Consider the following 23,739-nt stretch of genomic DNA (forward strand, 5'->3'; position numbering starts at 1 on the left):
GACACGCGGAGAGGTTGACGCATGCGTCACCTGCGAGGGCATCGGCTTGGCGTCGATGTCGGCTGCTGGTCGTTGCATTGGGTTTTTTGGGGGGGGTGGTGACATCCCCCTTGTCGGCCTCGACGGCCGATCACACCAAGTTCGAAGAACTGGAGGGGCCCTTCGAGACGGGACAGGAGGTCACCGAGGCCTGCCTGAGTTGCCACACCGAGGCGGCCGTCCAACTCATGCAAACCCCGCACTGGACATGGGAATACGAGGATCCGGTCAAGGGCGAGCCACTGGGCAAGAAGACCATGCTCAACGCCTTCTGCATCGGTCATCAATCCAACGAGGCCTTCTGCGCCGCCTGCCATGCCGGCTATGGCTGGGAGGATGACAGCTTCGACTTCACCGCCGAACGCAACGTGGACTGCCTTGTCTGTCATTCGGCGGAAGACTACGTCAAACCCTTTGGCCTGGCCGGCCACCCGGCCTACGAGCGCACCGAGTACCCGCCCGATTCAGGCAAGTTCTATGAACCCACGGACCTGGTTGCCGCCGCCAGGAGCGTGGGGGTCAGCAGTCGTGAAGCCTGCGGCAGTTGCCACTTTTATGGGGGCGGCGGCGATGGCGTGAAGCACGGCGACCTGGATTCTTCTCTGGTGGACCCCAGCGAAGCACTGGACGTGCACATGGCCAGCGACGGGCTGAACTTCAGTTGTGCCGAGTGCCACGAAACCCGGGATCACAAGGTGCCCGGCAGCCGCTTGTCCATGACCGCCAGTGACGCCCACGGGCCCATCATGCGGGGCCGCAAGGACGATCGGAACCCGGCGTCCTGTCAGGCCTGCCATGGTGAGCAACCTCACGACGGGGACCTCCTGCACAGTGAACGTCTCAACCATCACGCCCATACCCTGGCCTGCCAGACCTGCCATATCCCGACATTTGCCCGTGGTGGCGTTCCCACGCGAATGGCCTGGGACTGGTCGCAAGCCACGCAGCTGGATGCCGACGGCAATCCCTTCAAGCTGAAAAACGATCAGGGTCACCTCACGTATGACAGCCGCAAGGGCCGCTTTGAACCCCAGGAGAATGTGGTACCTGATTACCAGTGGTTTGACGGCAGCGTGGATTACATCCAGCCCGACGCCACGGTGACACCGGGTGAGACGTTCTATGTCAACCGCTTCCGCGGCACACCGGGTTCGGCCGACGCACGCATCTGGCCCGTGAAGAATTTCAGCGGTCGCCAACCCTACGATACGGAAAACGGCAATCTGGTGGTCATGCAGGTGGGCATCCCCAACGACACATCCCTGTGGTTCAACTTTGACTTCGCCAAGGCCATCCAGGCCGGCATGGCCGCCACCGACCGACCTTTCAGCGGCCAATTCGACTTCGTCGACACCCGCATGACCTGGCCCATCACTCACATGGTGGCACCGGCGGAGGATGCCCTCGCCTGCGCCGACTGCCACCGTCCCGGTGGTCGCCTCGATGAAGTCCCTGGCATCTGGCTGCCCGGCCGCGATAGCAATCCCTGGGTGGATCGTATCGGATTTGGCCTGGCCGGACTGATGCTGCTGGGGTCAGCCGCTCACGCCGGTACTCGCCTGATCACCCGCAAGCGCAGAAAAGGGGCCACCCATGACTAAGCGGATCTATCTCTTCACCCGTTTTGAGCGTTTCTGGCACTGGTCACAGGCAGCATTGGTGCTGATACTGATGTTTTCTGGCCTGGCGATCCACGGCAGCCACAGTCTGCTGGAGTTTCAAGCAGCGGTGGAGGTACATGAGATCGCTGCCTGGCTGCTGATCGGGCTGTGGATCTTCGCCATCTTCTGGCATTTCACCACCGGGCAGTGGAAGCACTACATCCCCACGCTGCGCAATATCGACCGCATGGTGCGTTATTACAGCTACGGCATGTTCACCGGCGCCAAGCACCCTTACAAGATCACGGTGGAGCGCAAACACAACCCGTTACAACGGCTTGCTTACCTGGTCATCAAGTTGCTGATCAATCCCCTGATCTGGATCTCCGGGCTGATCTACCTATTCTGGGGCAGCCTGCAGGGTCTTACGCCGGGCTTTCTTGGATTACAACAGGTGGCGGTAGCGCACACCCTTGGAGCCTTCCTGATGCTGGCCTTCGTGATCATTCACGTCTACCTGGCCACGGTGGGCCATACCCCGCTGGAGAAGATCAAGGCGATGATCACTGGCTGGGAAAACGAGCACTGAACACCAGGATGAGCCTGGACTCGGCTCGGTTTTGCCGAGCCGGGCACAGCCAGGGGCTTGGCGTTGACTCATCCCTTGCCCTGGTAAAGCACATATGTTCATAATGCAGCCAATTACATCACAGCAGGCCACCCCATGCGCATCGTCATCAGCAGTCAGAATTTCCGCACCATCACCGGCCATGCCGGAAAATCCAGGCGGTTTCTCATCTTTGAAGGGAATGCAGAGGGTCAGGCGGTGGAAACCGGGCGACTGGATCTGCCCCGGGAGCTTTCATTGCACGAATATCAGGGGCTCGACGCTGAACATCCCTTGTTTCAAGCCCGCCCCTCAGCCCTGATCACCCAAAGTGCGGGGCCCCGATTCCTGCAGCGGCTCGCACGCCAGGGCGTGACGGTGCATGTCACCAGTGCCACGGACCCTCAACAGGCAGCCCAGGCCCTGCTCCAGGGGGATACCCTGCCCGAAGCGGAGGAGGATCCTCACCATACCCATCATCACCACCACCACCACCACCACCATCACCACGGTTGATTTGAACCAGGCAATCGGGCGCTTACGATCGCCCTTCCTCAGCCCGTCTCCGTGGTTTCCAACGGCTGATCACACATGGGGCATCTCCCGAGCACCTTGCAAGGGAGCTCCGGCGCGTCCTGCTCGGGCAGCCCATTCGAGATGCGGATTGCCTTGCCCCTGAGTACGGCATCCGCCACCTTGCGCCTGCCGGAGTCGAGGATGCGCGAGAACGTGGTTCGCGATACGCCCATGGAACGGGCGGCCTCTTCCTGATACTGCCCCTCCAGATCGGCCAGCCTCAAGGCCTCCACTTCCTCCATTTCCAGTACCGACTCTTCCAGCTCCCGCAGGGGGACACCGGCTGGCTTGAAATACATGGAGTGGGGGCTGCAACTGATCTTGCGTGGACCGCGGGGTCGGGGCATGGGTATTCTGGAAGCAATGATGGAAGGCGTGAGACTATCACGAGTTCATTGCCAAAACGCATTTCCGGAAGCATCATCCGGGGCTGTCGCCAATGAAGCTATTCCAATAGCGCCGATCATCTCTTAGACTGAGTCCAGAATTTAAACGTCGCGATCGCCGCGGCCAGCAAGGAGACGAGCCATGAACCACGAACTGCCTCCCCTGCCTTACGACAAGCAGGCTCTGGAACCCCACATCTCCGCCGAGACGCTGGAGTATCACCACGACAAGCACCACGCCACCTATGTAACAAACCTCAACAAGCTGATCGCGGGGACTGAGTTCGAAAACCTGCCCTTGGAGGACATCATCAAAAAGGCCCCGGCCGGCGGGATATTCAACAACGCTGCCCAGGTATGGAACCACACCTTCTACTTCAACTGCCTGAGCCCCAATGGGGGCGGCGAACCCACCGGCGCCCTGGCGGACGCCATTCATCAGGCGTTTGGTTCGTTTGCGGAATTCAAGGAAAAATTCGCCGCTTCAGGTGCCGGCAACTTCGGTTCCGGCTGGACTTGGCTGGTCAAGAATCCCAGCGGCCAGGTGGAAATCGTCAACACCAGCAATGCCCAGACCCCGCTGACCGATGGCAGCATGACGCCCCTGCTGACCATGGATGTATGGGAGCACGCCTACTACATCGACGTGCGCAATGCCCGGCCCAAGTACATTGAAAACTTCTTCAATGTGGTGAACTGGGATTTTGTGGCGGAGAATTTCGGGTAAGCACAGGGCATAGCCCGCTACCTGCCGCCCTTCCCCCTCACCCCAACCCCTCTCCCCCTCGGGGAGAGGGGCTCTATCCGCCATGCAACCCCTTTCCCTCCCCCTCGCCCCCTGGAGGGCGGTGGGCACGTTGATGGCCAATGACTTTGCGTGCAGGCCCCGGGCATCGTATGATTCCGACCAAGGGTAGGGAACCGCCGATCGTTCCATCACAATGATCCGGCGCATGGAGCGCGAGGCAAGCCGGCAGCCACGAGCTGCCTTTTTTCGTTTATGGAGGGGAGTCACTCAATGTCAGATGCGCTGGTGCAGAATTACAAGCGCCAACCGGTGGCCTTTGAGCGCGGTGAAGGCGCGTGGCTGTGGGACAGCCAGGGGCGCCGCTATCTGGACGCCCTCTCGGGCATCGCCGTGTGCGGGCTGGGCCATGCCCATCCGGCGGTGGCCAAGGCCCTTTGTGAGCAGGCACGCACGCTGGTGCATACCTCCAACCTCTATGAGATCCCCCTGCAGACCCGCCTGGCCGAACGGCTGACCCAGGCCGCGGGGATGCAGCAGGCGTTTTTCTGCAACTCCGGGGCCGAGGCCAACGAAGCGGCCCTCAAGCTGGCGCGTCTGCACGGTCACCGCAAGGGCATCAAGCGACCCACCGTGGTGGTCATGGAGGGGAGTTTTCACGGTCGTACCCTGGCCACCCTCACCGCCACCGGGAATACCGCCATTCAAAAGGGGTTTGCCCCGCTGGTGGAAGGTTTTGTCCGTGTCCCCCATGGCGATCTGGAAGCGGTTCAGGCCCTGAGTGACCATCCGGATGTGGTGGCTGTGCTGGTGGAACCCATCACCGGGGAGGGCGGCATCCGGATCCCACCCGCCGACTACCTCAAGGGCCTGCGGGAACTATGTAACCAGACCGGATGGCTGCTCATGCTGGACGAGATTCAGGCAGGGATCGGCCGCACGGGGCAGCTGTTCGCCTATCAGCATGAAGACATCACGCCGGATGTCCTCAGTCTCGCCAAGGGCCTGGGTAACGGCGTGCCCATCGGCGCCACCCTGGTGGCCGGGCTGGCCACGGGCTTATTCACCGCCGGCACGCACGGTACCACCTTCGGCGGCAATCCCCTGGTCTGTGCTGCCGCGCTGGCAGTCCTCGACACCCTGGAACAGCAGGACCTGCCCGAGCAGGCAAGGCGCATGGGTGAGTACCTGATGGCAGGATTCGCTACGCGCTTGGGCGGGCACCCAGCGGTACGCCAGATTCGCGGCAAGGGTCTGATGATCGGCATTGAACTGGACCGGCCCTGCGCTGAACTGGTGGGTCAGGCGCTGGCCGCCGGCCTGCTGATCAACGTCACCGCCGAGCGCGTGATCCGCCTGCTGCCCCCCCTGATCATTGACCAGGCCCAGGCCGATGAAATCATCGATACCGTCGCCACGCTGGTGGAACGATTCGCGGCCCAGGCCGCCTGAGGAGTACCCATGGCTGTTCGTCATTTCCTGTCCCTGCTGGACCTGTCCACCGAGGAATTGCGTCACCTGATCCAGCGCGCCATGCAGATGAAGGTGCAGCAGCGCGAAGGGACGCCCCATGCCTCCCTGGCTGGCAAGACCCTGGCCATGATCTTCGAGAAGTCCTCCACACGTACCCGGGTGTCCTTTGAGGTGGGCATGCAGCAACTGGGTGGGCATGCCCTGTTCCTGTCCCCCAAGGACACGCAGCTGGGCCGGGGCGAGCCCATCGAGGACTCGGCCCGGGTACTGTCGCGCATGGTGGACGCGGTGATGATCCGCACCTTTGAGCATGAAAAGGTGGAGCGCTTTGCCGCCTACTCCCGAGTGCCGGTGATCAACGGCCTCACCGACCTGGAACATCCCTGTCAATTGCTGGCGGACATGCAGACCTGGTTCGAGTTGCGCGGCGACATCGCCGGGCGCACCGTGGTCTGGGTGGGCGATGGCAACAACATGTGCCACAGTTACATCCACGCCGCCGAACGCCTGGGATTCGAATTGCGCATCACCTGTCCCGAGGGTTACGACCCGGATCCGCTGATCCTGGCCTCGGGTGGACGCTCAGTGCACATGGTGCGCGACCCCATGGAGGCCGCTGACGGGGCGCACCTCATCGTCACCGACGTGTGGGCGAGCATGGGGCAGGAACAGGAACAGTCAGCCCGGCGGCGCGCCTTTGGCGATTACGTCGTCACCAGCGAGCTCATGGCGCGTGCCGCTCCGGATGCCCTCTTCATGCACTGCCTGCCGGCACACCGGGAGGAAGAAGTGAGCACCGAAGTGCTGGAAGGGCCGCAAAGCGTGGTCTGGGACGAGGCGGAAAACCGGCTTCATGCCCAGAAGGCGCTGCTGGAGTTCCTGCTGGCCTGGGACACGCAGCGCTTGCCGGAGTCCTGAGCATTCAGGCGTCCGTACCCCTGTCATGGAACGTTAACATACATGGGCTAGTGTGCCGGCCAACAGCAGGTGACTGGACAACTGATGAACGATATTGACCTGACCAACCCGGAACTCTACCTCAACCGCGAGTTGAGCCTCCTGGGCTTTAATCAGCGGGTTCTGGAGCTGGCCAAGCAGGAGAACATGCCCCTGCTGGAGCGGCTGCGCTATCTGTGCATTTCCTCCACCAACCTCGATGAATTTTTCGAGATCCGTGTAGCCGGGCTCAAGCAGCAACTCGCCCTGGGCGTGAACAACCCGGGCCCTGACGGCCTGAGTGCCGCCGAGCAACTCGCCCGGGTCGGCCAGAGCGCCCACGCGTTGGTGGATGACCAGTACAGCACCCTCAACGACATCCTGATTCCTGCGCTGGCCCAGGCCAACATCCGCTTTGTACGGCGCACCCAGTGGACGCCGGAACAGGCTGCCTGGGTCAAGGAATTCTTCAACATGGATCTGTTGCCGGTACTCTCCCCCCTGGGACTGGACCCGGCCCACCCCTTCCCGCGCATTCTCAACAAGAGCCTGAACTTCATCGTCACCCTGGAGGGCAAGGATGCCTTCGGACGCGAGAGCCGCATGGCCGTCGTGCAGGCACCGCGTTCCCTGCCCCGCCTGGCCCGCCTGCCCCGGGAACTGGCCAAGGGAGACCATGATTTTGTCTTTCTGTCCTCCATCCTGCATGCCCATGTGGGCGAGCTGTTCCAGGGCATGAAGGTGACGGGCTGTTATCAGTTCCGCCTGACCCGCAACTCCGATCTCTTTGTTCACGAGGAGGAGATCGACGACCTGCTCATGGCCCTGGAAGGGGAACTGCCCCAACGCAATTATGGCGAGGCCGTGCGTCTGGAAGTGGCCGATAACTGTCCCGACAAGGTGGCCGACTTCCTGCTGCGCCAATTCAAGCTGGGCCGGGAAGACCTGTATCAGGTGAATGGACTGGTCAACCTGAACCGGCTCATGGCCGTGCACGAACTGGTGGATCGTCCGGATCTGAAATTTCCGCCCTTCGTGCCTGCCCTGCCCCCCTCGCTCACCTCCGCTTCGGACATCTTCCACACCATCCGCCGCGGCGATGTCCTGCTGCATCATCCTTACCAGTCCTTCGTGCCGGTGGTGGAGTTCATCCGCCAGGCTGCCCGCGACCCGGATGTACTGGCCATCAAGCAGACCCTGTACCGCACGGGTGTGCGTTCCCAATTGGTGGATATCCTGGTAGAAGCAGCCCAGGCAGGCAAGGAAGTGACCGTGGTGATCGAACTCCGTGCCCGCTTTGACGAAGAGGCCAATATTCAGCTGGCCAACCGCCTTCAGGATGCTGGCGCTCATGTCACCTATGGCGTCGTGGGGTACAAGACCCACGCCAAGCTGCTCATGGTGGTGCGTCGGGAAAAGGGCCAGATCAAGCGATACGTGCATCTGGGCACCGGCAACTACCATGCCGGCACCGCCCGTGCCTATACCGACCTGGGCCTGCTGACCGCCGATAAGGTGGTGGGCGAGGATGTACACAAGATCTTCCAGCAGCTCACGGGCCTGGGCAAGGTCTCCAAGCTGCGCAAGCTGCTGCAATCTCCCTTCACCCTGCATGCGGCCATGATCGAACGCATCGACCGAGAGATCGACCATGCCAGGGCCAACCGGGGTGGGCGCATCATTGCCCGGATGAACTCCCTGATTGAACCTCGCCTCATCCAGGCCCTGTATCGGGCCTCCCAGGCGGGCGTGAAGATCGATCTGGTGGTTCGAGGCATTTGCGCTCTGCGCCCCGGGGTCCCTGGTGTCTCGGAGAATATCCAGGTGCGTTCCGTGATGGGGCGTTTTCTGGAACACTCCCGGGTGTTCTATTTCAAGAACGGCAACACCCCAGAAGTCTTCCTCTCCAGTGCCGACTGGATGCAGCGCAACTTCTTCCGCCGAGTGGAGACTGCCTTTCCGGTGGACCACCCGGATCTTCGCGAGCGGGTGCTGAATGAGTCCCTGCTGGCCTATGTGGCCGACAACACCCAGACCTGGCTGCTGCAGAGCGACGGCAGCTACCAGCGCCTGAAGCCCACCAGCAGCCAGAAACCCCGCTCGGCCCAGCAGGAATTGCTGGAGCTGCTCACCGGACCCTGACTCTCATGCATCAAGGGGGGGGGTGAATCTGGCTTCTTTCGTGTTAAGGCGGCGGGCCAGTCTACTCATACTTGAGCTTGAACCGCGCATTGCGCAGATACTCGGCCTCCCGCTCCAGATCCGCCCGGGTGAGGGGGTGTTCGTCCAGCCAGCCCTCGGCCAGACGTAACTTGAGACTGCGCTCCTTGACCCGGATCTCCTCGATGGGCACCTGAATCTCCGTGCGGGCCCGGTGCAGGAGCGCGGCCACACGCAGTAGCACCGCCAACCGCTGCAGCACGCGGCCTTCACGATCTGGCAGCGCGTCGAACAACTTGGCGGGAAACTTGCGGCGGTGGGCACGCACCAGCAGGGCCATGCGCTGCTGCCCCTGCAGAGTGAAACCGTCCAGGTCAGCGTTTTCCACCAGATAGGCTCCATGCTTGTGGTACTGGCTATGGGAGATGCTCAGGCCCACCTCATGCAGGCGGGCCGCCCAGGCGAGGCTCTCGGCGTTATCCTGAGACAGCTGCCAGCCCTCTCCCACGTGCTCCACCAACTGCAGGCTGGTGTGCTCTACCCGAAGGGCATGCGCCTCATCCACCTGAAAACGCTTCATCAAACTGTCGATGGTGCGGCCACGCACATCCTCGTGACCGTTACGGCCTAGCAGATCATAGACCAGCCCTTCACGCAGCGCGCCATCCGATACCCGCATGCGCTCGATTTCCAGGGCCTCGAAAATGGATACCAGCACCACGACACCGCCCGGCAACACCGGGCGCCGATCCTCGCTCAAGCCCTTGAGATCAACACGATCCACATGCCCTGCCTTCAACAAGGCATCACGCAATTGCCGCAAGCCCGCCAGGGAAATGCCGTTGTCACACCAGCCCTGTTCACGCAGGATTTTGGCCACGGCCAGCAACGTGCCAGAGGCCCCCAGGGATTCCTGCCAGCCCACGCCCTTGTACTGGCCCTCAATAGGCTGCAACTCCAGCCGGGCGGCAATCTCGGCTGCGCGCCAGGCGGTGTCCTTGATCTCGCCGTTGGGGAAGTACCAGCGACCCATGCTCACACACCCCATGTGCAGGCTCTCCATGTGAATGGGTTCGAAGCGCTCACCGATGATGAGTTCGGTACTGCCTCCGCCGATATCCACCACCAGGCGCCGGCCTCCATCATCCGCCAGGGAGTGGGCCACACCCAGGTAAATCAGACGCGCCTCCTCGCGCCCACCAATGATCTCGATGGGATGCCCCAGGGCCGCGCGAGCACGTTCCTGAAAGTCGCCTGCATCCCTGGCCTTGCGCAGGGTGTTGGTGCCCACCGCACGCACACTGCCCAAGGGCAATTCACGCACCCGTTGACCGAAACGCTCCAGGCAGGCCAGCCCCCGCTCAATGGCCTCGGGACTGATATTGCCCCGGTTGTCCAGGCCGCTGGCCAGGCGCACGGTCTCACGCAGGCGATCGAGCACATGGACCTGGCCGTCGCGTATCCGCGCCACAATCATGTGAAAACTGTTGGACCCCAGGTCCACAGCAGCGATGGTGTCAAAAGGTTGGCGACGTCGAAACATGAAAGAAACCCGGGTGATGAGGGGGTCAGAGCCGACGCAACTGACGCTGGGTGAGCAGCCAGTGCAGCATGGCACAACCCGCCCGGGGGGGGCCACTGAGTTGCAGCGCACAGGCCCCGCCTTTTTTCATCCTTACAAGGGAGTCAGGCCGTCCGGACATCAGCCATCCGGCAAGACGGGACAGGTGTGGCTCATGCCCCACGAGTATCAGCAGGCCTTCGGGCTGCTCCTGAAACAGGCCACCCACCAGCGCGCTGGGATGCGCCTCGGGCACCAGTTGATCACAGGTGCGGATCGGACCCGTAGGCAGAATCTCGGCGAGAATCTCCGCGGTCTGGCGGGCACGGACATAGGGACTGGACACCAGGTTCATGGGTCCACTAAGCAACGTGGCCAGCCCCTGGACCGCCTCGCGCATGCGGGTCACACCCTGATCGGTGAGTGGGCGCAGGTTGTCGGGCTGACCACTGCAGGCGAATTCGGCGGCGTCACCGGCCTGAGCATGGCGTAACAGGATGAGTTTGAGATCGTTGTCCATCGCCTGCTCCATCTCCCCCAGGTGCTGGCCCACCCGGACCACTCAAAACCGCCATCTTGTCGCAATCGTGTTTCATGCCCATGACAGACGGCGCACCGCATTCAACTGAAGCTGGCGCGAATGATCAGGAAGAAGATGATGGAGAGCAAGGCCCCGGCCGGCAGGGTAATGATCCAGGACATGAACACGGTCCGCACCACGTCCAGGTTGATGGCGGCGATCCCCCGGGCCAGGCCCACGCCCAGGATGGCGCCCACGAGGGTATGGGTGGTGGAGATGGGTAACCCGGTACCAGAGGCCAGCACCACCGTCATGGCGGCCGCCAGGGTGGCAGCAAAGCCTCGGCTGGGGGTCAGCTGGGTGATATTGCGCCCCACCGTGGCAATCACCTTGTGACCATAGGTGACCAGGCCCAGTACAATGCCGGCCCCACCCAGCAGAAGGATCCACATGGGCATCGGGGTATGAGCGTTCACCTCGCCAGACTGGGAGACGCTGACCACTGCAGCCAGCGGTCCGACTGCATTGGCTACGTCATTGGATCCGTGGGCGAAGGCCATGGCACAGGCGGTCACCACCATGAGCACCCCGAACACCTTTTCCACGTTGGTGAAATGAAATTCCCTATCCGAGACCTTCTCGAAGTGCAGGCGGCGGATGGCCACCACCCCCAGGGCCGTGACCAGGAGGCCAATGGCGGCGGCGAGCACATAACTCTCCAGCATGGAGAATTCCAGCCCCATGTGCTTCAGCCCCTTGAGCAAGGTGATCAGGGCCGTGAAGAAAGCCGCCAGGAACATATAGAAGGGCACGAATCGCCTGGCATTGACCAAAGGATCCTGAGTATCCAGGATGAGGAGCTGAACACTGCGGAACAGCGCAAAGGAGATCACCCCCGCCAGGGCTGGCGAGACCACCCAACTCATGGCGATGGTTCCCACCCGGTCCCACTGCACCGCCTCCATGCCCAGAGCCACGATGGCAAAGCCCACAATGGCACCCACAATGGAATGGGTGGTGGACACGGGCCAACCGAAGAATGAGGCCACCAGGAGCCAGGTGCCCGCCGCGAGTAGCGAGGCCAGCATCCCGTACACCAACACTTCCGGCGAGCCCTCAAGCAGCCCGGTTTCCAGCATGCCGCTGCGGATGGTCTGGGTCACCTCCCCGCCTGCCAGCCAGGCCCCAGCAAACTCGAATATGGCGGCAACAAACACCGCCTGCTTGATGGTCAGTGCCCGGGAGCCTACCGAGGTCCCCATGGCATTGGCTACGTCATTGGCCCCCACCCCCCAGGCCATGAAGAACCCAAACACGCAAGCAAGGGCGATGAAAAGCGCTGCATATTCCATAGAATACTCAGTTCAAGGCCAGTCGAATGGACTTCGGTTTAGTGGGCCAGCATCAGTTGCAGGCGGCTTCCCACCCGCTGTGCCAGATTGGCCAGTTCACCGATCTCGTCGATGATCCGGTACATGAACATGACGTCCACCGGGTGCAGGGACTTTTCCATGGCGAACAGCCCGGCACGCACGCGGATCTGTATCCGATCGGTGTCGTGTTCGATGGTGTCCAGTTCCTTGAGGAGGGCCTCCATGACCTCCACCTCGTGGCCGCGGAAGCCCGCCTCCACCAGGTCTTCCAGTTCGTGCACGGCCCGATCGGCCTGTTCCACGGCGTCCACACCGCGGGCCAGAAAATCCCGCAGCCCCGGATGCATGTCACTTGGAAACGTCATACTGCGGCCCAGGATCAGGCCGGCAATGTCCTTGGTGGTATTGGCGATGCGGTCCTGCACCGTGAGGGTTTCGAGCACGTCCCTGCGCGACATGGCGAGCATCAGCCCCTTGGGCAGGTGCATGCGTAGATCCTTCTTGAGCAGATCCGCCTCGTGCTCAAGACTGGCGATCCGGTCGCGCTGCTCCCGTGCCCGCTCCCAGTCCTCCGCCATGGCAGCCTCCATGAAGGCTGGCAGTTCTGCCACGCAGGCCAGCACCTTGTCCGCATGCTGCTGCAGTGGGCGCACGGGGGATTGACCAAACAGATTGAAGAAATAGCTCTTGGGAGGCATGGCGGCTCGGTCCGAATGAGGGGGCATTGTAACGGAAATGTCATGTTTGGCGAGAGGGGCGGGAGACTCTTCACACCGCCATCAGTGGTACAGGACCCATCGCCAGGGGCCCATCGGGGGGGGGCCCGTTTTTGAAACCAATCGGTATGCGATGGATCAGTTGTCGCTGGCGACTGGAGCCACCTTGCGAAGCACCCGCGCCTGGCCGAAATCGCAGGTGAAGGTGCTGCCCTGGTCGGGCACGCTCTCAATGCGCAGGCAGGCGTCGTGACGTTGCAGCACATGCTTGACGATGGCCAGCCCCAGGCCGGTGCCGCCGCGGGCGCGACTGCGATCCGATTCCACCCGGTAGAAGCGTTCGGTGAGGCGGGGAATATGGTCCGGGGGAATCCCGATCCCGGTGTCCTCCACCTGGAAGTGGGCACCCTGGTCATCGGCGTACCAGCGCAGGGTGATGGTGCCGCCATCGAGGGTATAGCGGATGGCGTTGGTCACCAGATTGGAGAAGGCGCTGTGCAACTCATTGCGGGCGCCGCGCAGCCACAAGCCGGCATCCGCCTCCACCCGAATCGTCAAATCCCGCTCCGTCACCAGCATGTGGGCATCCTCCTCAATGGCCCCGATCAGGGCGGGCACGGGCACTGCCGTCTGCTCGGCCACGCCATCGTCACGGGTCTCCAGGTGCGAGAGTGTAAGGAGGTCGTCAATGATGCGACGCATGCGCTCGGCCTGAAATTCCATGGACTCCAGGGTGCGGTGGACAACCGGATCCAGGCTATCGTCATCCACCAGCGTTTCCACATAGCCGGTGATCACCGTCAATGGCGTGCGCAGTTCATGGGAGACATTGGCAACGAAATCACGACGCATTGACTCCAGACGATGCAGACGGGTGACATCCCGCACCGTCAACAGGAACTGACCATCTCCGTAGGCCACCATGCGCGCTGAAAGCTGCACCTGATTGTCAGGCAGGCGAGGCATTTCCAAAGGCTGGTTGTACACCCCCCCCTCCAGATACGCCAGAAAACGGGGATGGCGCAGCAAATGGGTGATGCGTCGCCCCACATCCTGGGGCTGTTGCAATCTCAGCAGGTCAACGGCGGCATCATTGAACCATTCGATCTCGAAGCGCTTGCCCAGAATAATGGTGGCATCGGGCATCGCCGCGCTGGACTCGTGGAATCGATTGAGCAGCTTGGCGATCTTCTTCTTGCGCTTGCGGCTGCGCTGATGCAGGCGGTACAGATCATGAATCAGATCACGCCAGATACCCGAGGCCTCCGGCGGATCGCTGCGCTTGCCCACCCGGACCCAGCGGTGGAACCGCCACAACTGGAAGACATGCCAGCCCATGAACCCCAGCAATGCCATGAACAGGGTGGCAAAGAAATAACCGAACCACCAGCCCACCAGGGCCCCGACCACCATCACGGAACCCAGCCGCCAGGCCTCCAATGTCCAGGGGTGGGGATCCCGGATCATGACATCATCCCTGCTGGGAGAATCGGTAGCCGGCGCCGCGCACGGTCTGCACGTAGCGATCACAGCCGTGTGGGCTCAGTGCCTTGCGCAACCGGAGAATGTGAACATCCACCGTGCGCTCCTCCACATAGGTGTTGCGACCCCACACCCGATCCAGGAGTTGCGAGCGTGAATAAACACGCTCCGGATGGGTCATGAAAAAATGCAGCAGACGAAACTCGGTGGGGCCAATTTCCAGGGGTTTGTCATTGGCCATCACCCGATGGCTGGCGGGGTCCAGCGTGAGACCATCCACGCTCAGGGGCTTGGCCTGCTCCTCGGGCAGACTGCGGCGCAGCACCGCCTTGATACGAGCCACCAGCTCCCGAGGCGAAAAGGGTTTGGTGATGTAGTCATCAATCCCCGCATCCAGGGCACCGACCTTGTCGTCTTCCTCGCCCCGGGCGGTGAGCATGATGATGGGGACCTCGCGGGTGTAGTCTTCCCGCTTGAGGCGCCGGGCCAGATCGATGCCACTGGCTCCGGGGAGCATCCAGTCCACCACGATCAGGTCCGGCACACGCTCCGCCAGGCGGGCATGCGCCTCGTGAGCGTCACCGGCTTCGTCCATCTGGAACCCGGCACGGGTCAGTGCGAAGCCGACCATTTCACGAATGGCCGGCTCGTCTTCCACGACCAGGATGGTCTTTTCGTTCATAGACTGTGGTCCAAGGTCAGCTTGTTGAGCGCCATTAGAGCGAACCTTTGTTACATCATGGTGACAAGATGACAGACGGGTGAAGATCCCATGTCAGCGCCAACCGGCGGGTCAGTGCAGACTGGCCGACTTGGAGAACAACTGCAGTACCAACACCCCCGCGACGATCAAACCGATACCCAGCATGCCTGCCCCGTCCAAACCCTGTCGCAGATACAGCCATCCCACCAGCGTGATGAGCACAATACCGCCCCCAGCCCAGATGGCATAGGCCACGCCCACGGGGATGTAACGCAGCACCAATGACAGCAAATAGAAGGCCACCATGTAAGCCACGACCACCACGATGGACGGCACCACCCGTGTCATGCCATCGGAGAATTTCAAGGCGGTGGTACCCACCACTTCGGCAATAATAGCCAGGGACAGCAGGAAAAAGGGCATTCGAGGGACTCCACATTCACACAGTTGCCACAAAGGGCAGTTACATTGACGGATGGTTCTGGACAGTGGTTGAACAATTCATGACGACAAAGGCAGCCATCCACCGACCCGGTTCGGCAGACCGCATGCTGTGCGCTGCGGGTTTGAAGACGCTGGCGGGCCTGGTGCTGACCGCCCTACTCTACCTGCCCGTGGGGCTTTGGGCACAGGAATCCCCCAAGCCCTGGTCGGAACAGGCGGGCGATGGCATGAGCGTGGCACAAATGGAGGCCGAGGCGCAGGCTCATCTCCAGGAGACGCCGCCCAACTACCCACAGGCACACCTGTGGTTCGAGCAAGCAGCCAATCAAGGTTCTCCGCAGGCGGCCGCCTACCTGGGCTGGCTGTATGAACACGGCCATGGCGTGGAACCCGATCCATCCCTGGCCATTGCCTGGTATGCCCAAGCAGTGGAGACCGGCGCCCATCGCTATACGCTGCACCTGGGCTGGATGCACCTCAATGGTGAGTTGATTCCCGTGGACAGGGTCGCCTCCGAGGCCTGGTTCCGACGTGGGATCAAGGCGGATTACGCCCCGGCCCGGGTCGCACTGGCCTCAGTCTGGATCGCCGACGCCACCGGCGGGCTGGAGCCGCACCGCACCCTGGAAGCCGAAACCCTGTTGCACGAGGCCCACGAACAGGGCGAGCCCAACGCCGTGTATTTTTTGGCCCGATTGTATCTGGAGGGCATCGGCGATGTGGAGGCCGACCCGGACCAGGCCTTCCACTTTACTCACCAGGGAGCCCAGGCCGGTCATCCCACCCTGCAGGCCTGGCTGTCCGAGCTCTATCTCCAGGGGCGCGGTGTGGAGGCCAGTAGGGTCAAGGCCGCGAAATGGGCCAGCCTGTCCGCGGCAGCCGGCGATCCCGTGGGTACACAGATGCTTCAGCTGCTGCAGCATGAACTGGATGCGGAGGTGCTTGAAGCGGGTCGCGAACAGGCGCTGGCCTGGCTGGAGAACTGACGAAAAACAGGCCTGCCGGCTCGACCTGCCCCGCCTGCATTGAATACACTAGCAGGCTACCGCACACCTGCGGCCCGGGTTCCCGGCTTGGAGTAGGTCATGAGACGCGTCATATTCAATCAAAAAGGCGGGGTGGGCAAATCCACCATCACCAGCAACCTGGCGGCCATCAGTGCAGCTTATGGTTTGCGCACCCTCGTGGTGGACCTGGATCCCCAGGGCAACTCCAGCCAGTACCTGCTGGGGTCCGCTTTCACCGAATGCGAACACACGGTGGTGGACTTCTTCGCCGGCACGCTGGGCAGCGGCTTCAGCTTCAAGTCACGCAAGCAGGTGGACCTGATCCCCTTGCAGACCCCCTTTGAGGCCCTGCACATCGTGCCCGCCAACCGGGAACTGGAGAATCTCCAGGGCAAGCTGGAATCCCGTTACAAGATCTACAAGCTGCGCGATGCCCTGCAGGGGATTGCCGACCGCTACGACGCGGTCTTCATCGACACGCCTCCGGCCCTGAACTTCTTTACCCGATCCGCCCTGATTGCAGCGGACCGATGCCTGATCCCCTTTGATTGCGATGACTTTTCCCGGCGCGCCCTGTATGAGTTGCTGGACAACGTGCGCGAGATCCAGGAAGACCACAACGAGCGACTGATGGTGGAAGGCATCATCGTCAATCAGTTCCAGTCCAACGCCAACCTCCCGCGGACCGTGGTGGAAGAACTCATCAACGAAGACCTGCCCGTGCTGGGCAGCTACCTCTCTGCCTCAGTGAAGGTGCGCGAGTCCCATCAGGCGTCAGAGCCCCTGATCCACATGGCACCCAATCACAAACTCACCGGGGAATATGTGGCCCTGTACCGACTGCTGAACGGCGAGGCCGTAGAGCCCGCCTGAGACGGGCATCGGGGCCCTATTTGCGGGACTCCTTGAGGAAGTAAAGCCCCAGGCCGATGAAGATCCCGCCGATCACCAGGGCCGCCGTACCGCCGATCCCCTGCCCCTCACCCACCGTGAGACGACTGATCCAGACCTCGCCGCCAAACAGGGCGAAGCCGCCCACGCCCAAGAGCAGCAGACCAATCACCACCAGGCCCGTGTCGGTCTTCTTGCGTCGTGTCATCTGCGTTCTTCCCCCTTATTCCCGTTGGCGGCGCACGGTGATGGTCTCCCCCCCCACGCCCCAGTTGTCCGTCTCCACCTCGTCGATCACCACCACGGTGGTGTTGGGGTTCTTGTCCAGCACATCCACCAGCAACTGAGTCGCCCCGCGGATGAGTTCGGCCTTCTGTTCGGGCGTGGCCCCTTCGCGGGTGATCTTGATGTTGACGTAGGGCATGAATCAGGACTCCTGGGTTGGCTTGATGGTCACGGGGGCGAGACCGCTACCGCGCGCCAAGGGGGTGGTCACGCTCAGCACTCTGCCTGTATGTTGTGAGGGTACCAAACCGAACAGTCTTCAACACAACAAGGAGTGACATCATGGGCATTGAAGTAGGTGGTCTGCTAGGCGTTGTACTGCTCATCGCGGTCATCTGGGCCATTGTCAGTACGGTTCAGAGCCGAGCAGGGACGGGCACCAAGGTGCTCTGGATCGTGTTGATCGTCCTGCTGCCGCTGCTTGGCTTCATCCTCTGGCTGCTGCTGGGGCCGAAGGCGGGGCGCTGAAGCCGCCCTCCCCCTCATCCCCAGCCCTTCTCCCCCCCCCGGGGGGGAGAAGGGAGTTTCATCACCTACCGGCGCCTTGTTCGCCCAGCCTGCCTGCGCGCCCTGCCTGCTGCAGGGCGCCCTGAGGCCTTGGGCTGGCCCTTCCGAGCGGGCGTCACACCACTGCCACGACGCCTCCCCTCCCCCGACTGCCCCGTTCCCTCCGGCTGATAGCGGGGCACCAGGTGACGCTTGCCATTGCCGATGAGGTCCGCTCGACCCATGTCCTGCAGGGCCTTGCGCAACAGCGGCCAGTTTTCCGGGTCGTGGTATCGCAAAAAGGCCTTGTGCAGCCGTCGCTGGCGCAGACCGCGGGCATTGCTGACCACCTCGCCCCCCTCGCGCCGAATGGGCTTGAGGGGGTTTCTGCCCGTGTGATACATGGTGGTGGCCAGGGCCATGGGGCCGGGGAGAAAGCCCTGCACCTGGTCCGGACGAAAGCCATTGCGCTTGAGCCATACGGCCAGATGCAGCATGTCCTGGTCCGTGGTGCCCGGGTGGGCAGCTATGAAATATGGCACCAGGTACTGTTCCTTGCCTGCTTCCCGGGTGTAGTGGTCGAACAGGGCCTTGAAGCGCTCGTAGACATCCATCCCGGGCTTCATCATCTTGGATAGCGGGCCGCTCTCGGTGTGCTCAGGGGCGATCTTGAGATAACCGCCCACGTGATGGGTCACCAGTTCCTTCACATATTCCCTGGAAAGCACTGCCAAGTCATAACGCACCCCTGAGGCCACCAGGACCTTTTTCACCCCCGGGCGCTGGCGGATCCGCCGGTACAGGCTGATCAAGGGGCCATGGTCCGTGTTCAGGTGGGAACAGATGCGGGGATACACGCAGGACAGCCGGCGGCAGCGGGCCTCGATGGTCTTGTCCTTGCAGCCCAGTTGATACATGTTGGCAGTGGGGCCACCCAGGTCGGAGATGATGCCCGTGAACCCCTCCACCTTGTCGCGAATCTCATCCACTTCCCGGACCACGGAGTCCTCGGAGCGGGACTGGATGATGCGCCCCTCGTGCTCGGTGATGGAACAGAAGGTGCAGCCACCGAAACAGCCACGCATGATGTTCACCGAGAAGCGGATCATCTCCCAGGCAGGGATGCGCGTCCCCCGATAAGCGGGATGCGGAGCCCGGGCAAAGGGCAGATCGAACAGGGTATCCAGTTCCGCCGTGGTCAGCGGGATGGGGGGCGGATTGATCCACAGATCCCGGTCGCCATGGCCCTGGACCAGGGCGCGGGCGTTGCCCGGGTTGGTTTCCAGGTGCAGCAGGCGGGCGGCGTGGGCGTACAGGGCCGGATCCTCCATGACGGCGTCCCACTGGGGCAGGCGGATGACGGTGCTCTCACGGGGATGAGCGGCCACCACCCGACGCTGCACCCGCACCACCTGCGCACCGGTGCCCGCCCGCCAGGCCACGGCCTGACCCGGACCACACTGCTCGGGGATGTCCTCGCAGTAGGGGTCCCGGTGGCGGTCCACGGGGCCCGGCCGATCCAGGAGGGTGGAGTCCAGTTCCTGCCAGCCATCCAGCAGGCCATCGCTGAGAAACGCGGTGCCCCGCAGGTCCCGCAGACTGCGGGGGTGCTCGCCACCAGCGATCCGGTGGGCGGCATCCACCAGGGCGCGCTCGGCATTGCCGTAGAGCAGGAGATCCGCCTTGGAGTCCAGCAGGACCGAGCGGCGCACCTTGTCGGACCAATAGTCGTAGTGGGCCACTCGCCGCAGGCTGGCCTCGATGCCACCGATGAGGATGGGCACCTCTCGATAGGCCTCGCGCACCCGCTGACTGTAGACGATCACCGCCCGGTCCGGACGCCGCCCGCCCTCGTCATCGGGGCTGTAGGCATCATTGCGACGCACGCGCCGGTCGGCGGTGTAGCGGTTCACCATGGAGTCCATGTTGCCCGCGGTGATCCCAAAGAACAGGTTGGGGGGCCCCAGGGCCGTGAAGGGGTCGGCGGAGCGCCAGTCGGGCTGGGCGATCACCCCCACCCGAAAGCCCTGGGCCTCCAGCAGTCGGCCGATGATGGCCACCCCGAAGCTGGGGTGATCCACATAGGCATCGCCGGTCACCAGGATCACGTCGCAGCTGTCCCACCCCAGTTCGTCCATCTCGGCACGGGACATGGGCAGGAAGGGGGCCACGCCAAAGCGCGCGGCCCAGTAGGGTCGGTAGGAGAACAAGGGCCTGGGCGGCGCAGTCAACGGCATCATGGGCAAGCGGGCGTCACTCGTCCTCGCCCAGCCGGATCTCGTGACGCCGTCCGGTGGTGCGCATGGCATAGTCCACGGCTTCGTTCACCTGCGTGTTGATCAGTTCCCAGTCCTCGTCAGTCAGCCGCGTGGTCAGGTCCACGGAAAAGCGCAGATACCGGGGCGGCAGGCGATTAAGGGCCACACAGGCCAGATCATCCATATGGGTGGTGTCCAGGGCGTCACCCAGCTCCAGCAGTTCATGACGAATCCGGTCGTAGACCAGGTGCTCATAGTAATTCTGTATGTTGCCAATCATGCGTTCGCTCCTCGAAGCGTCGTTCAAGCCACGGTGGCCGATAAGGCATCCACTCTTCCGGCCCATCCATCCTTAAAAGCCGGCATTTCCTCCCCTGTATTCTGACAGGAGTTGAGCCGTTTGACTGCAGGATGCCTGCCCTCCTCATCCATTGGCATATAGCCAATCGAGAATTCCGTCCTGTATCCGAGTGCCACGCCAGTGCTGCAACCCGGGGTGATTGATCATGAGCACCACCATGCGCTCCTCGCCCCGGGCAGTGCGCATATAGCCTGCCACCGCCGAGACCCCATTGAGATACCCGGTCTTCAGGCGCATGTCGCCGGCGCCCGGAGCATCCACGAAGCGGCGACGCAACGTGCCATCCTCGCCGGAAATCGCCAAAGACGAGAGATATTCAGGCATGTAGGGACTGTTGCGCCCCACCTGCAGCACCTGGGCCAGTTGACGGGCGGTCATGCGGTTACTGCGCGACAGCCCGGCAGCGTTATCCAGTTCAAGACCCTGGGTATCCACTCCGTTACGGGCCAGCATGGCGCGGATGGCTGCATGCCCCTTGTCCACGGTGGCCGGGCCCTCGTACACCGCCACTCCCAGGGCCAGCTTGAGCTGTCTGGCCATGACATTGTTGCTGTACTTGTTGATCAGACGAATCAGGTCACCCAGGGGAGGAGACCGGTGCACAACCCGGGGCTCAGCCGCCTCGTCCGGCAAGGTACCGGTCCGCCAGTATCCCTCAAGCGTCCCACCCCATTGCCCCCACAGCTCGGTGAAGAGGCTGTGGGCATACGCCTCAGGGCCCAGCGCCGTGCGCAGCAGACTGTACTCCTCGCACCCTTGAGGAAAGCGCCCTTCCAGCCGCACCCGCCCCGAATCCTCCACGTGATAGGCCACGCCCCGCTGATACCCCTCGCAGGGCCCCGCCGCAAGGCGCAGACGGTTATCCAGTTGCAGGTGCGACAGGGGGGGATCGGTGGTCACCTGCACTGAACGACCATCCTCTCCGGGACGGAATTCGAAACGCACGGCATTGAAATTCATCAGCAGGGCATGAGGTGGCTGGTTGTAGGCCCGGAAAGGCCGGCCATCAAAATCTCCCGGATCCTCCGGTACCACATCGTAATGGCTGAGGTCGAAGATCAGATCCCCTTCGATGCGCTCGATCCCGCTGCGCCTGAGCGCACCCGCCAGTTTCCAGACCTCCTCGCTTACGAGAAAGGGATCGCCGCCCCCCCGCACGTAAAGATCCCCCTTGAGCACACCGCTTTCCACCGGGGCAAAGGTGTATAACCGAGTCTCCCAGCGGTGCGACGGACCCAGGATATCCAGCGCCGCCAGGGTGGTCACCAGCTTCATGGTGGAAGCCGGATTACGGGGCACGTCCACCCGGTGGGCGATCGAGGGAGACACCCCCGGGGACTGCACCCAGAGACTGACGGCGTCCTGGGGCACATCATGACGCTCCAGCACCTGGACAAGGGCATGGGGCAGACCGGCAACAGCCCTTGATGACCCCAGAGCCAGGAGCAACACCAGCGGCAGCAGGAGAATGAAGAAGCGGTATTTCGTGAAGACCATGGGCAGCCAAAATGACATGAAAGTGAGTGGTTGTTGCAGTCACGATTCTACTCCGACCGCGAACTCAGTAAGATGGCGGGTTCCAAACCATTGCCATATCGCCGGAGCCATTGCATGTCCGTCATCCGCCAGGAAGACCTGATCCAGAGCATCGCCGACGCCTTCCAGTTCATCAGCTATTACCATCCCAAGGATTACATCCAGGCCCTCACCCAGGCCTACGAACGGGAACAGTCCCCCGCGGCGAGGGACGCCATGGCGCAGATCCTGGTGAACTCACGCCTGTGCGCCCAGGGCCATCGCCCCATCTGTCAGGACACCGGCATTGCCCTGGTGTTCCTCAAGATCGGGATGAACGTGCGCTGGGAGGCGACGATGAGTGTTCAGGAGATGGTGGATGAGGGCGTGCGCCGCGCCTATACCGACCCCGACAACACCCTGCGCGCCTCCGTGCTGCTGGATCCCGCCGGTGAACGCCGCAACTCCAAGGACAACACCCCGGCTGTGGTGCACATGGAGACGGTACCCGGCGATCACCTGGAGGTGATCTGCGCCGCCAAGGGCGGCGGCTCGGAGAACAAGGCCAAGATGGCCATGCTCAACCCCTCCGACTCCATTGTGGACTGGGTGCTCAAGACCGTGCCCACCATGGGCGCCGGCTGGTGCCCGCCGGGGATTTTGGGCCTGGGCATCGGGGGCACGCCGGAGAAGGCCATGCTCATGGCCAAGGAATCGCTGATGGCCCCCGTGGACATCCAGGAACTCCAGGCCCGCGGCCCGGCCAACCGGGCAGAGGAACTGCGCCTGGAACTGTACGAGAAGGTGAATGCCCTGGGGATCGGCGCCCAGGGTCTGGGTGGACTGACCACTGTGGTGGACGTGAAGATCCTGGACTACCCCACCCACGCCGCCTCCCTGCCCGTGGCCATGATCCCCAACTGCGCGGCCACCCGTCATGTGCACTTCCACCTGGACGGCAGCGGCCCGGCACAACTCACCCCGCCTTCCCTGGAAGACTGGCCGGAACTGGATTACGACCCCAGCCAGGGCAAGCGCGTGGATCTGGACAGCATCACCCCCGAGGAGGTGGCCAGCTGGCAGCCGGGTGATGTCCTGCTGCTCAATGGCCGTCTGCTCACCGGACGGGACGCCGCCCACAAACGCCTCACCCAGATGCTGGATGCCGGCGAGCCGCTGCCGGTGGATTTCACCAACCGGTTCATCTACTACGTGGGCCCCGTGGACCCGGTCCGCGATGAGGTCATGGGCCCGGCCGGCCCCACCACCGCCACGCGCATGGACAAGTTCACCCGCCAGATGCTGGAGCAGACCGGGCTTTTGGGTATGGTGGGCAAGGCCGAGCGCGGCCCTGCCGCCGTGGAGGCCATCCGCGATAACCAGGCCGTGTACCTGATGGCCGTGGGCGGCGCCGCCTACCTGGTATCCAAGGCCATCAAGTCCTCCCGGGTGGTCGCCTTTGAGGATCTGGGCATGGAGGCCATCTACGAGTTCGAGGTCAAGGACATGCCGGTCACGGTGGCCGTGGACAGCCAGGGCACCTCGGTGCATGAAACCGGTCCCAAGGAGTGGCGCATCCGGATCGAGCAGGCCTGATGGGCCGGATACCCTCAC

Annotated in this window: 24 protein-coding genes; 11 read left to right on the forward strand and 13 right to left on the reverse strand. The window is 62.8% G+C overall.

Going from position 1 to position 23,739, the window contains the following annotated elements:
- Positions 1–110 precede the first annotated feature (110 nt).
- The 3 genes from LPW29_RS00510 to LPW29_RS00520 all read left to right on the forward strand — a co-directional run bounded on the left by LPW29_RS00510 (position 111) and on the right by LPW29_RS00520 (position 2,763).
- Entirely contained in the window at positions 111–1,640 is a 1,530-nt protein-coding gene (locus LPW29_RS00510) for a tetrathionate reductase family octaheme c-type cytochrome (protein WP_238626378.1), read from the forward strand.
- Positions 1,633–2,229 carry a cytochrome b/b6 domain-containing protein gene (locus LPW29_RS00515; RefSeq protein WP_090253624.1) on the forward strand — a complete coding sequence of 199 codons (597 nt, stop codon included), beginning with the start codon at positions 1,633–1,635 and terminating at the stop codon, positions 2,227–2,229. The genes LPW29_RS00510 and LPW29_RS00515 overlap by 8 nt, the downstream gene beginning before the upstream one ends.
- A gap of 135 nt (positions 2,230–2,364) precedes the next feature.
- Positions 2,365–2,763: a NifB/NifX family molybdenum-iron cluster-binding protein gene (locus tag LPW29_RS00520; RefSeq protein WP_238626379.1), complete on the forward strand. Its 399-nt coding sequence runs from the start codon at positions 2,365–2,367 to the stop codon at positions 2,761–2,763.
- A gap of 38 nt (positions 2,764–2,801) precedes the next feature.
- Here LPW29_RS00520 and LPW29_RS00525 read toward each other — a convergent pair whose 3' ends face one another.
- A complete protein-coding gene (locus LPW29_RS00525; protein WP_090253629.1) occupies positions 2,802–3,170 on the reverse strand; it encodes a DUF134 domain-containing protein in 369 nt (122 codons plus the stop codon).
- A 181-nt stretch (positions 3,171–3,351) separates the two neighbouring features.
- Between LPW29_RS00525 and LPW29_RS00530 the strand changes: the two genes are divergently transcribed.
- The 4 genes from LPW29_RS00530 (at position 3,352) to ppk1 (ending at position 8,505) form a co-directional block, all read left to right on the forward strand.
- Entirely contained in the window at positions 3,352–3,936 is a 585-nt protein-coding gene (locus LPW29_RS00530; protein ID WP_090253631.1) for a superoxide dismutase, read from the forward strand.
- Between the two features lie 291 nt (positions 3,937–4,227).
- Positions 4,228–5,406, forward strand: a complete 1,179-nt coding sequence (locus LPW29_RS00535) for an acetylornithine transaminase (RefSeq protein WP_238626380.1) — start codon at positions 4,228–4,230, stop codon at positions 5,404–5,406.
- A gap of 9 nt (positions 5,407–5,415) precedes the next feature.
- Positions 5,416–6,345 (forward strand): ornithine carbamoyltransferase, encoded by a 930-nt coding sequence (argF, locus tag LPW29_RS00540; protein WP_090253634.1) that lies wholly within the window; start codon positions 5,416–5,418, stop codon positions 6,343–6,345.
- Between the two features lie 69 nt (positions 6,346–6,414).
- Positions 6,415–8,505, forward strand: coding sequence for a polyphosphate kinase 1 (ppk1, locus tag LPW29_RS00545; protein ID WP_338018666.1), 2,091 nt, complete (start codon positions 6,415–6,417; stop codon positions 8,503–8,505).
- 61 nt (positions 8,506–8,566) lie between these two features.
- Here the strand turns inward: ppk1 and ppx are convergent, their stop codons facing one another.
- The 7 genes from ppx to LPW29_RS00580 form a co-directional block, all read right to left on the reverse strand.
- A complete protein-coding gene (gene ppx / locus LPW29_RS00550; protein WP_238626381.1) occupies positions 8,567–10,066 on the reverse strand; it encodes an exopolyphosphatase in 1,500 nt (499 codons plus the stop codon).
- 25 nt (positions 10,067–10,091) lie between these two features.
- Positions 10,092–10,637 (reverse strand): SixA phosphatase family protein, encoded by a 546-nt coding sequence (locus LPW29_RS00555; RefSeq protein ID WP_238626382.1) that lies wholly within the window; start codon positions 10,635–10,637, stop codon positions 10,092–10,094.
- Between the two features lie 68 nt (positions 10,638–10,705).
- Entirely contained in the window at positions 10,706–11,956 is a 1,251-nt protein-coding gene (locus tag LPW29_RS00560; protein ID WP_238626383.1) for an inorganic phosphate transporter, read from the reverse strand.
- Positions 11,957–11,994: 38 nt separating this feature from the next.
- Positions 11,995–12,675 carry a TIGR00153 family protein gene (locus LPW29_RS00565; protein ID WP_090253757.1) on the reverse strand — a complete coding sequence of 227 codons (681 nt, stop codon included), beginning with the start codon at positions 12,673–12,675 and terminating at the stop codon, positions 11,995–11,997.
- Between the two features lie 156 nt (positions 12,676–12,831).
- Complete coding sequence (gene phoR, locus LPW29_RS00570; protein ID WP_238626384.1) at positions 12,832–14,160, reverse strand: phosphate regulon sensor histidine kinase PhoR; 1,329 nt, start codon at positions 14,158–14,160, stop codon at positions 12,832–12,834.
- A gap of 4 nt (positions 14,161–14,164) precedes the next feature.
- Positions 14,165–14,857, reverse strand: a complete 693-nt coding sequence (gene phoB / locus LPW29_RS00575; protein WP_238626385.1) for a phosphate regulon transcriptional regulator PhoB — start codon at positions 14,855–14,857, stop codon at positions 14,165–14,167.
- A gap of 111 nt (positions 14,858–14,968) precedes the next feature.
- Complete coding sequence (locus tag LPW29_RS00580; protein ID WP_090253759.1) at positions 14,969–15,301, reverse strand: SMR family transporter; 333 nt, start codon at positions 15,299–15,301, stop codon at positions 14,969–14,971.
- 80 nt (positions 15,302–15,381) lie between these two features.
- On the opposite strand from LPW29_RS00580, the gene LPW29_RS00585 reads away from it, so the two are divergent.
- Together LPW29_RS00585 and LPW29_RS00590 are read left to right on the forward strand one after the other, a co-directional pair.
- Positions 15,382–16,308, forward strand: a complete 927-nt coding sequence (locus LPW29_RS00585) for a tetratricopeptide repeat protein (RefSeq protein WP_238626386.1) — start codon at positions 15,382–15,384, stop codon at positions 16,306–16,308.
- 99 nt (positions 16,309–16,407) lie between these two features.
- The gene (locus LPW29_RS00590; protein ID WP_238626387.1) at positions 16,408–17,202 is read left to right on the forward strand and encodes a ParA family protein; all 795 of its coding nucleotides are present in this window, start codon (positions 16,408–16,410) and stop codon (positions 17,200–17,202) included.
- Between the two features lie 16 nt (positions 17,203–17,218).
- On the opposite strand, the gene LPW29_RS00595 is transcribed toward LPW29_RS00590, so the two are convergent.
- Both LPW29_RS00595 and LPW29_RS00600 read right to left on the reverse strand, forming a co-directional pair.
- Positions 17,219–17,428: a hypothetical protein gene (locus LPW29_RS00595; protein WP_090253652.1), complete on the reverse strand. Its 210-nt coding sequence runs from the start codon at positions 17,426–17,428 to the stop codon at positions 17,219–17,221.
- Between the two features lie 15 nt (positions 17,429–17,443).
- Positions 17,444–17,644, reverse strand: a complete 201-nt coding sequence (locus tag LPW29_RS00600; protein WP_025282353.1) for a tautomerase family protein — start codon at positions 17,642–17,644, stop codon at positions 17,444–17,446.
- 143 nt (positions 17,645–17,787) lie between these two features.
- On the opposite strand from LPW29_RS00600, the gene LPW29_RS00605 reads away from it, so the two are divergent.
- Positions 17,788–17,973, forward strand: coding sequence for a PLDc N-terminal domain-containing protein (locus LPW29_RS00605; RefSeq protein ID WP_238626388.1), 186 nt, complete (start codon positions 17,788–17,790; stop codon positions 17,971–17,973).
- Positions 17,974–18,038: 65 nt separating this feature from the next.
- Here LPW29_RS00605 and LPW29_RS00610 read toward each other — a convergent pair whose 3' ends face one another.
- The 3 genes from LPW29_RS00610 to dacB all read right to left on the reverse strand — a co-directional run bounded on the left by LPW29_RS00610 (position 18,039) and on the right by dacB (position 22,125).
- Positions 18,039–20,231, reverse strand: a complete 2,193-nt coding sequence (locus LPW29_RS00610) for a YgiQ family radical SAM protein (protein WP_238626389.1) — start codon at positions 20,229–20,231, stop codon at positions 18,039–18,041.
- A gap of 13 nt (positions 20,232–20,244) precedes the next feature.
- A complete protein-coding gene (locus tag LPW29_RS00615; protein WP_090253658.1) occupies positions 20,245–20,529 on the reverse strand; it encodes a late competence development ComFB family protein in 285 nt (94 codons plus the stop codon).
- A gap of 144 nt (positions 20,530–20,673) precedes the next feature.
- Positions 20,674–22,125: a D-alanyl-D-alanine carboxypeptidase/D-alanyl-D-alanine endopeptidase gene (dacB, locus tag LPW29_RS00620; RefSeq protein ID WP_238626390.1), complete on the reverse strand. Its 1,452-nt coding sequence runs from the start codon at positions 22,123–22,125 to the stop codon at positions 20,674–20,676.
- A 96-nt stretch (positions 22,126–22,221) separates the two neighbouring features.
- On the opposite strand from dacB, the gene LPW29_RS00625 reads away from it, so the two are divergent.
- A complete protein-coding gene (locus LPW29_RS00625; protein WP_238626391.1) occupies positions 22,222–23,721 on the forward strand; it encodes a fumarate hydratase in 1,500 nt (499 codons plus the stop codon).
- Positions 23,722–23,739: the final 18 nt, after the last annotated feature.

The organism is Ectothiorhodospira sp. 9100 (assembly GCF_022227565.1).
In the GTDB taxonomy this organism is placed as follows: domain Bacteria; phylum Pseudomonadota; class Gammaproteobacteria; order Ectothiorhodospirales; family Ectothiorhodospiraceae; genus Ectothiorhodospira; species Ectothiorhodospira marina.

What these genes read in the sequence shown, in the direction of transcription:
- LPW29_RS00515 (WP_090253624.1), top strand. Translation starts at nt 1,633, where the DNA reads ATGACTAAGCGGATCTATCTCTTCACCCGTTTTGAGCGTTTCTGGCAC.
- LPW29_RS00520 (WP_238626379.1), top strand. Translation starts at nt 2,365, where the DNA reads ATGCGCATCGTCATCAGCAGTCAGAATTTCCGCACCATCACCGGCCAT.
- LPW29_RS00525 (WP_090253629.1), bottom strand. Translation starts at nt 3,170, where the DNA reads ATGCCCCGACCCCGCGGTCCACGCAAGATCAGTTGCAGCCCCCACTCC.
- LPW29_RS00530 (WP_090253631.1), top strand. Translation starts at nt 3,352, where the DNA reads ATGAACCACGAACTGCCTCCCCTGCCTTACGACAAGCAGGCTCTGGAA.
- LPW29_RS00535 (WP_238626380.1), top strand. Translation starts at nt 4,228, where the DNA reads ATGTCAGATGCGCTGGTGCAGAATTACAAGCGCCAACCGGTGGCCTTT.
- argF (WP_090253634.1), top strand. Translation starts at nt 5,416, where the DNA reads ATGGCTGTTCGTCATTTCCTGTCCCTGCTGGACCTGTCCACCGAGGAA.
- ppx (WP_238626381.1), bottom strand. Translation starts at nt 10,066, where the DNA reads ATGTTTCGACGTCGCCAACCTTTTGACACCATCGCTGCTGTGGACCTG.
- LPW29_RS00560 (WP_238626383.1), bottom strand. Translation starts at nt 11,956, where the DNA reads ATGGAATATGCAGCGCTTTTCATCGCCCTTGCTTGCGTGTTTGGGTTC.
- LPW29_RS00565 (WP_090253757.1), bottom strand. Translation starts at nt 12,675, where the DNA reads ATGCCTCCCAAGAGCTATTTCTTCAATCTGTTTGGTCAATCCCCCGTG.
- phoR (WP_238626384.1), bottom strand. Translation starts at nt 14,160, where the DNA reads ATGATCCGGGATCCCCACCCCTGGACATTGGAGGCCTGGCGGCTGGGT.
- phoB (WP_238626385.1), bottom strand. Translation starts at nt 14,857, where the DNA reads ATGAACGAAAAGACCATCCTGGTCGTGGAAGACGAGCCGGCCATTCGT.
- LPW29_RS00580 (WP_090253759.1), bottom strand. Translation starts at nt 15,301, where the DNA reads ATGCCCTTTTTCCTGCTGTCCCTGGCTATTATTGCCGAAGTGGTGGGT.
- LPW29_RS00585 (WP_238626386.1), top strand. Translation starts at nt 15,382, where the DNA reads ATGACGACAAAGGCAGCCATCCACCGACCCGGTTCGGCAGACCGCATG.
- LPW29_RS00590 (WP_238626387.1), top strand. Translation starts at nt 16,408, where the DNA reads ATGAGACGCGTCATATTCAATCAAAAAGGCGGGGTGGGCAAATCCACC.
- LPW29_RS00595 (WP_090253652.1), bottom strand. Translation starts at nt 17,428, where the DNA reads ATGACACGACGCAAGAAGACCGACACGGGCCTGGTGGTGATTGGTCTG.
- LPW29_RS00600 (WP_025282353.1), bottom strand. Translation starts at nt 17,644, where the DNA reads ATGCCCTACGTCAACATCAAGATCACCCGCGAAGGGGCCACGCCCGAA.
- LPW29_RS00605 (WP_238626388.1), top strand. Translation starts at nt 17,788, where the DNA reads ATGGGCATTGAAGTAGGTGGTCTGCTAGGCGTTGTACTGCTCATCGCG.
- LPW29_RS00610 (WP_238626389.1), bottom strand. Translation starts at nt 20,231, where the DNA reads ATGATGCCGTTGACTGCGCCGCCCAGGCCCTTGTTCTCCTACCGACCC.
- LPW29_RS00615 (WP_090253658.1), bottom strand. Translation starts at nt 20,529, where the DNA reads ATGATTGGCAACATACAGAATTACTATGAGCACCTGGTCTACGACCGG.
- dacB (WP_238626390.1), bottom strand. Translation starts at nt 22,125, where the DNA reads ATGTCATTTTGGCTGCCCATGGTCTTCACGAAATACCGCTTCTTCATT.
- LPW29_RS00625 (WP_238626391.1), top strand. Translation starts at nt 22,222, where the DNA reads ATGTCCGTCATCCGCCAGGAAGACCTGATCCAGAGCATCGCCGACGCC.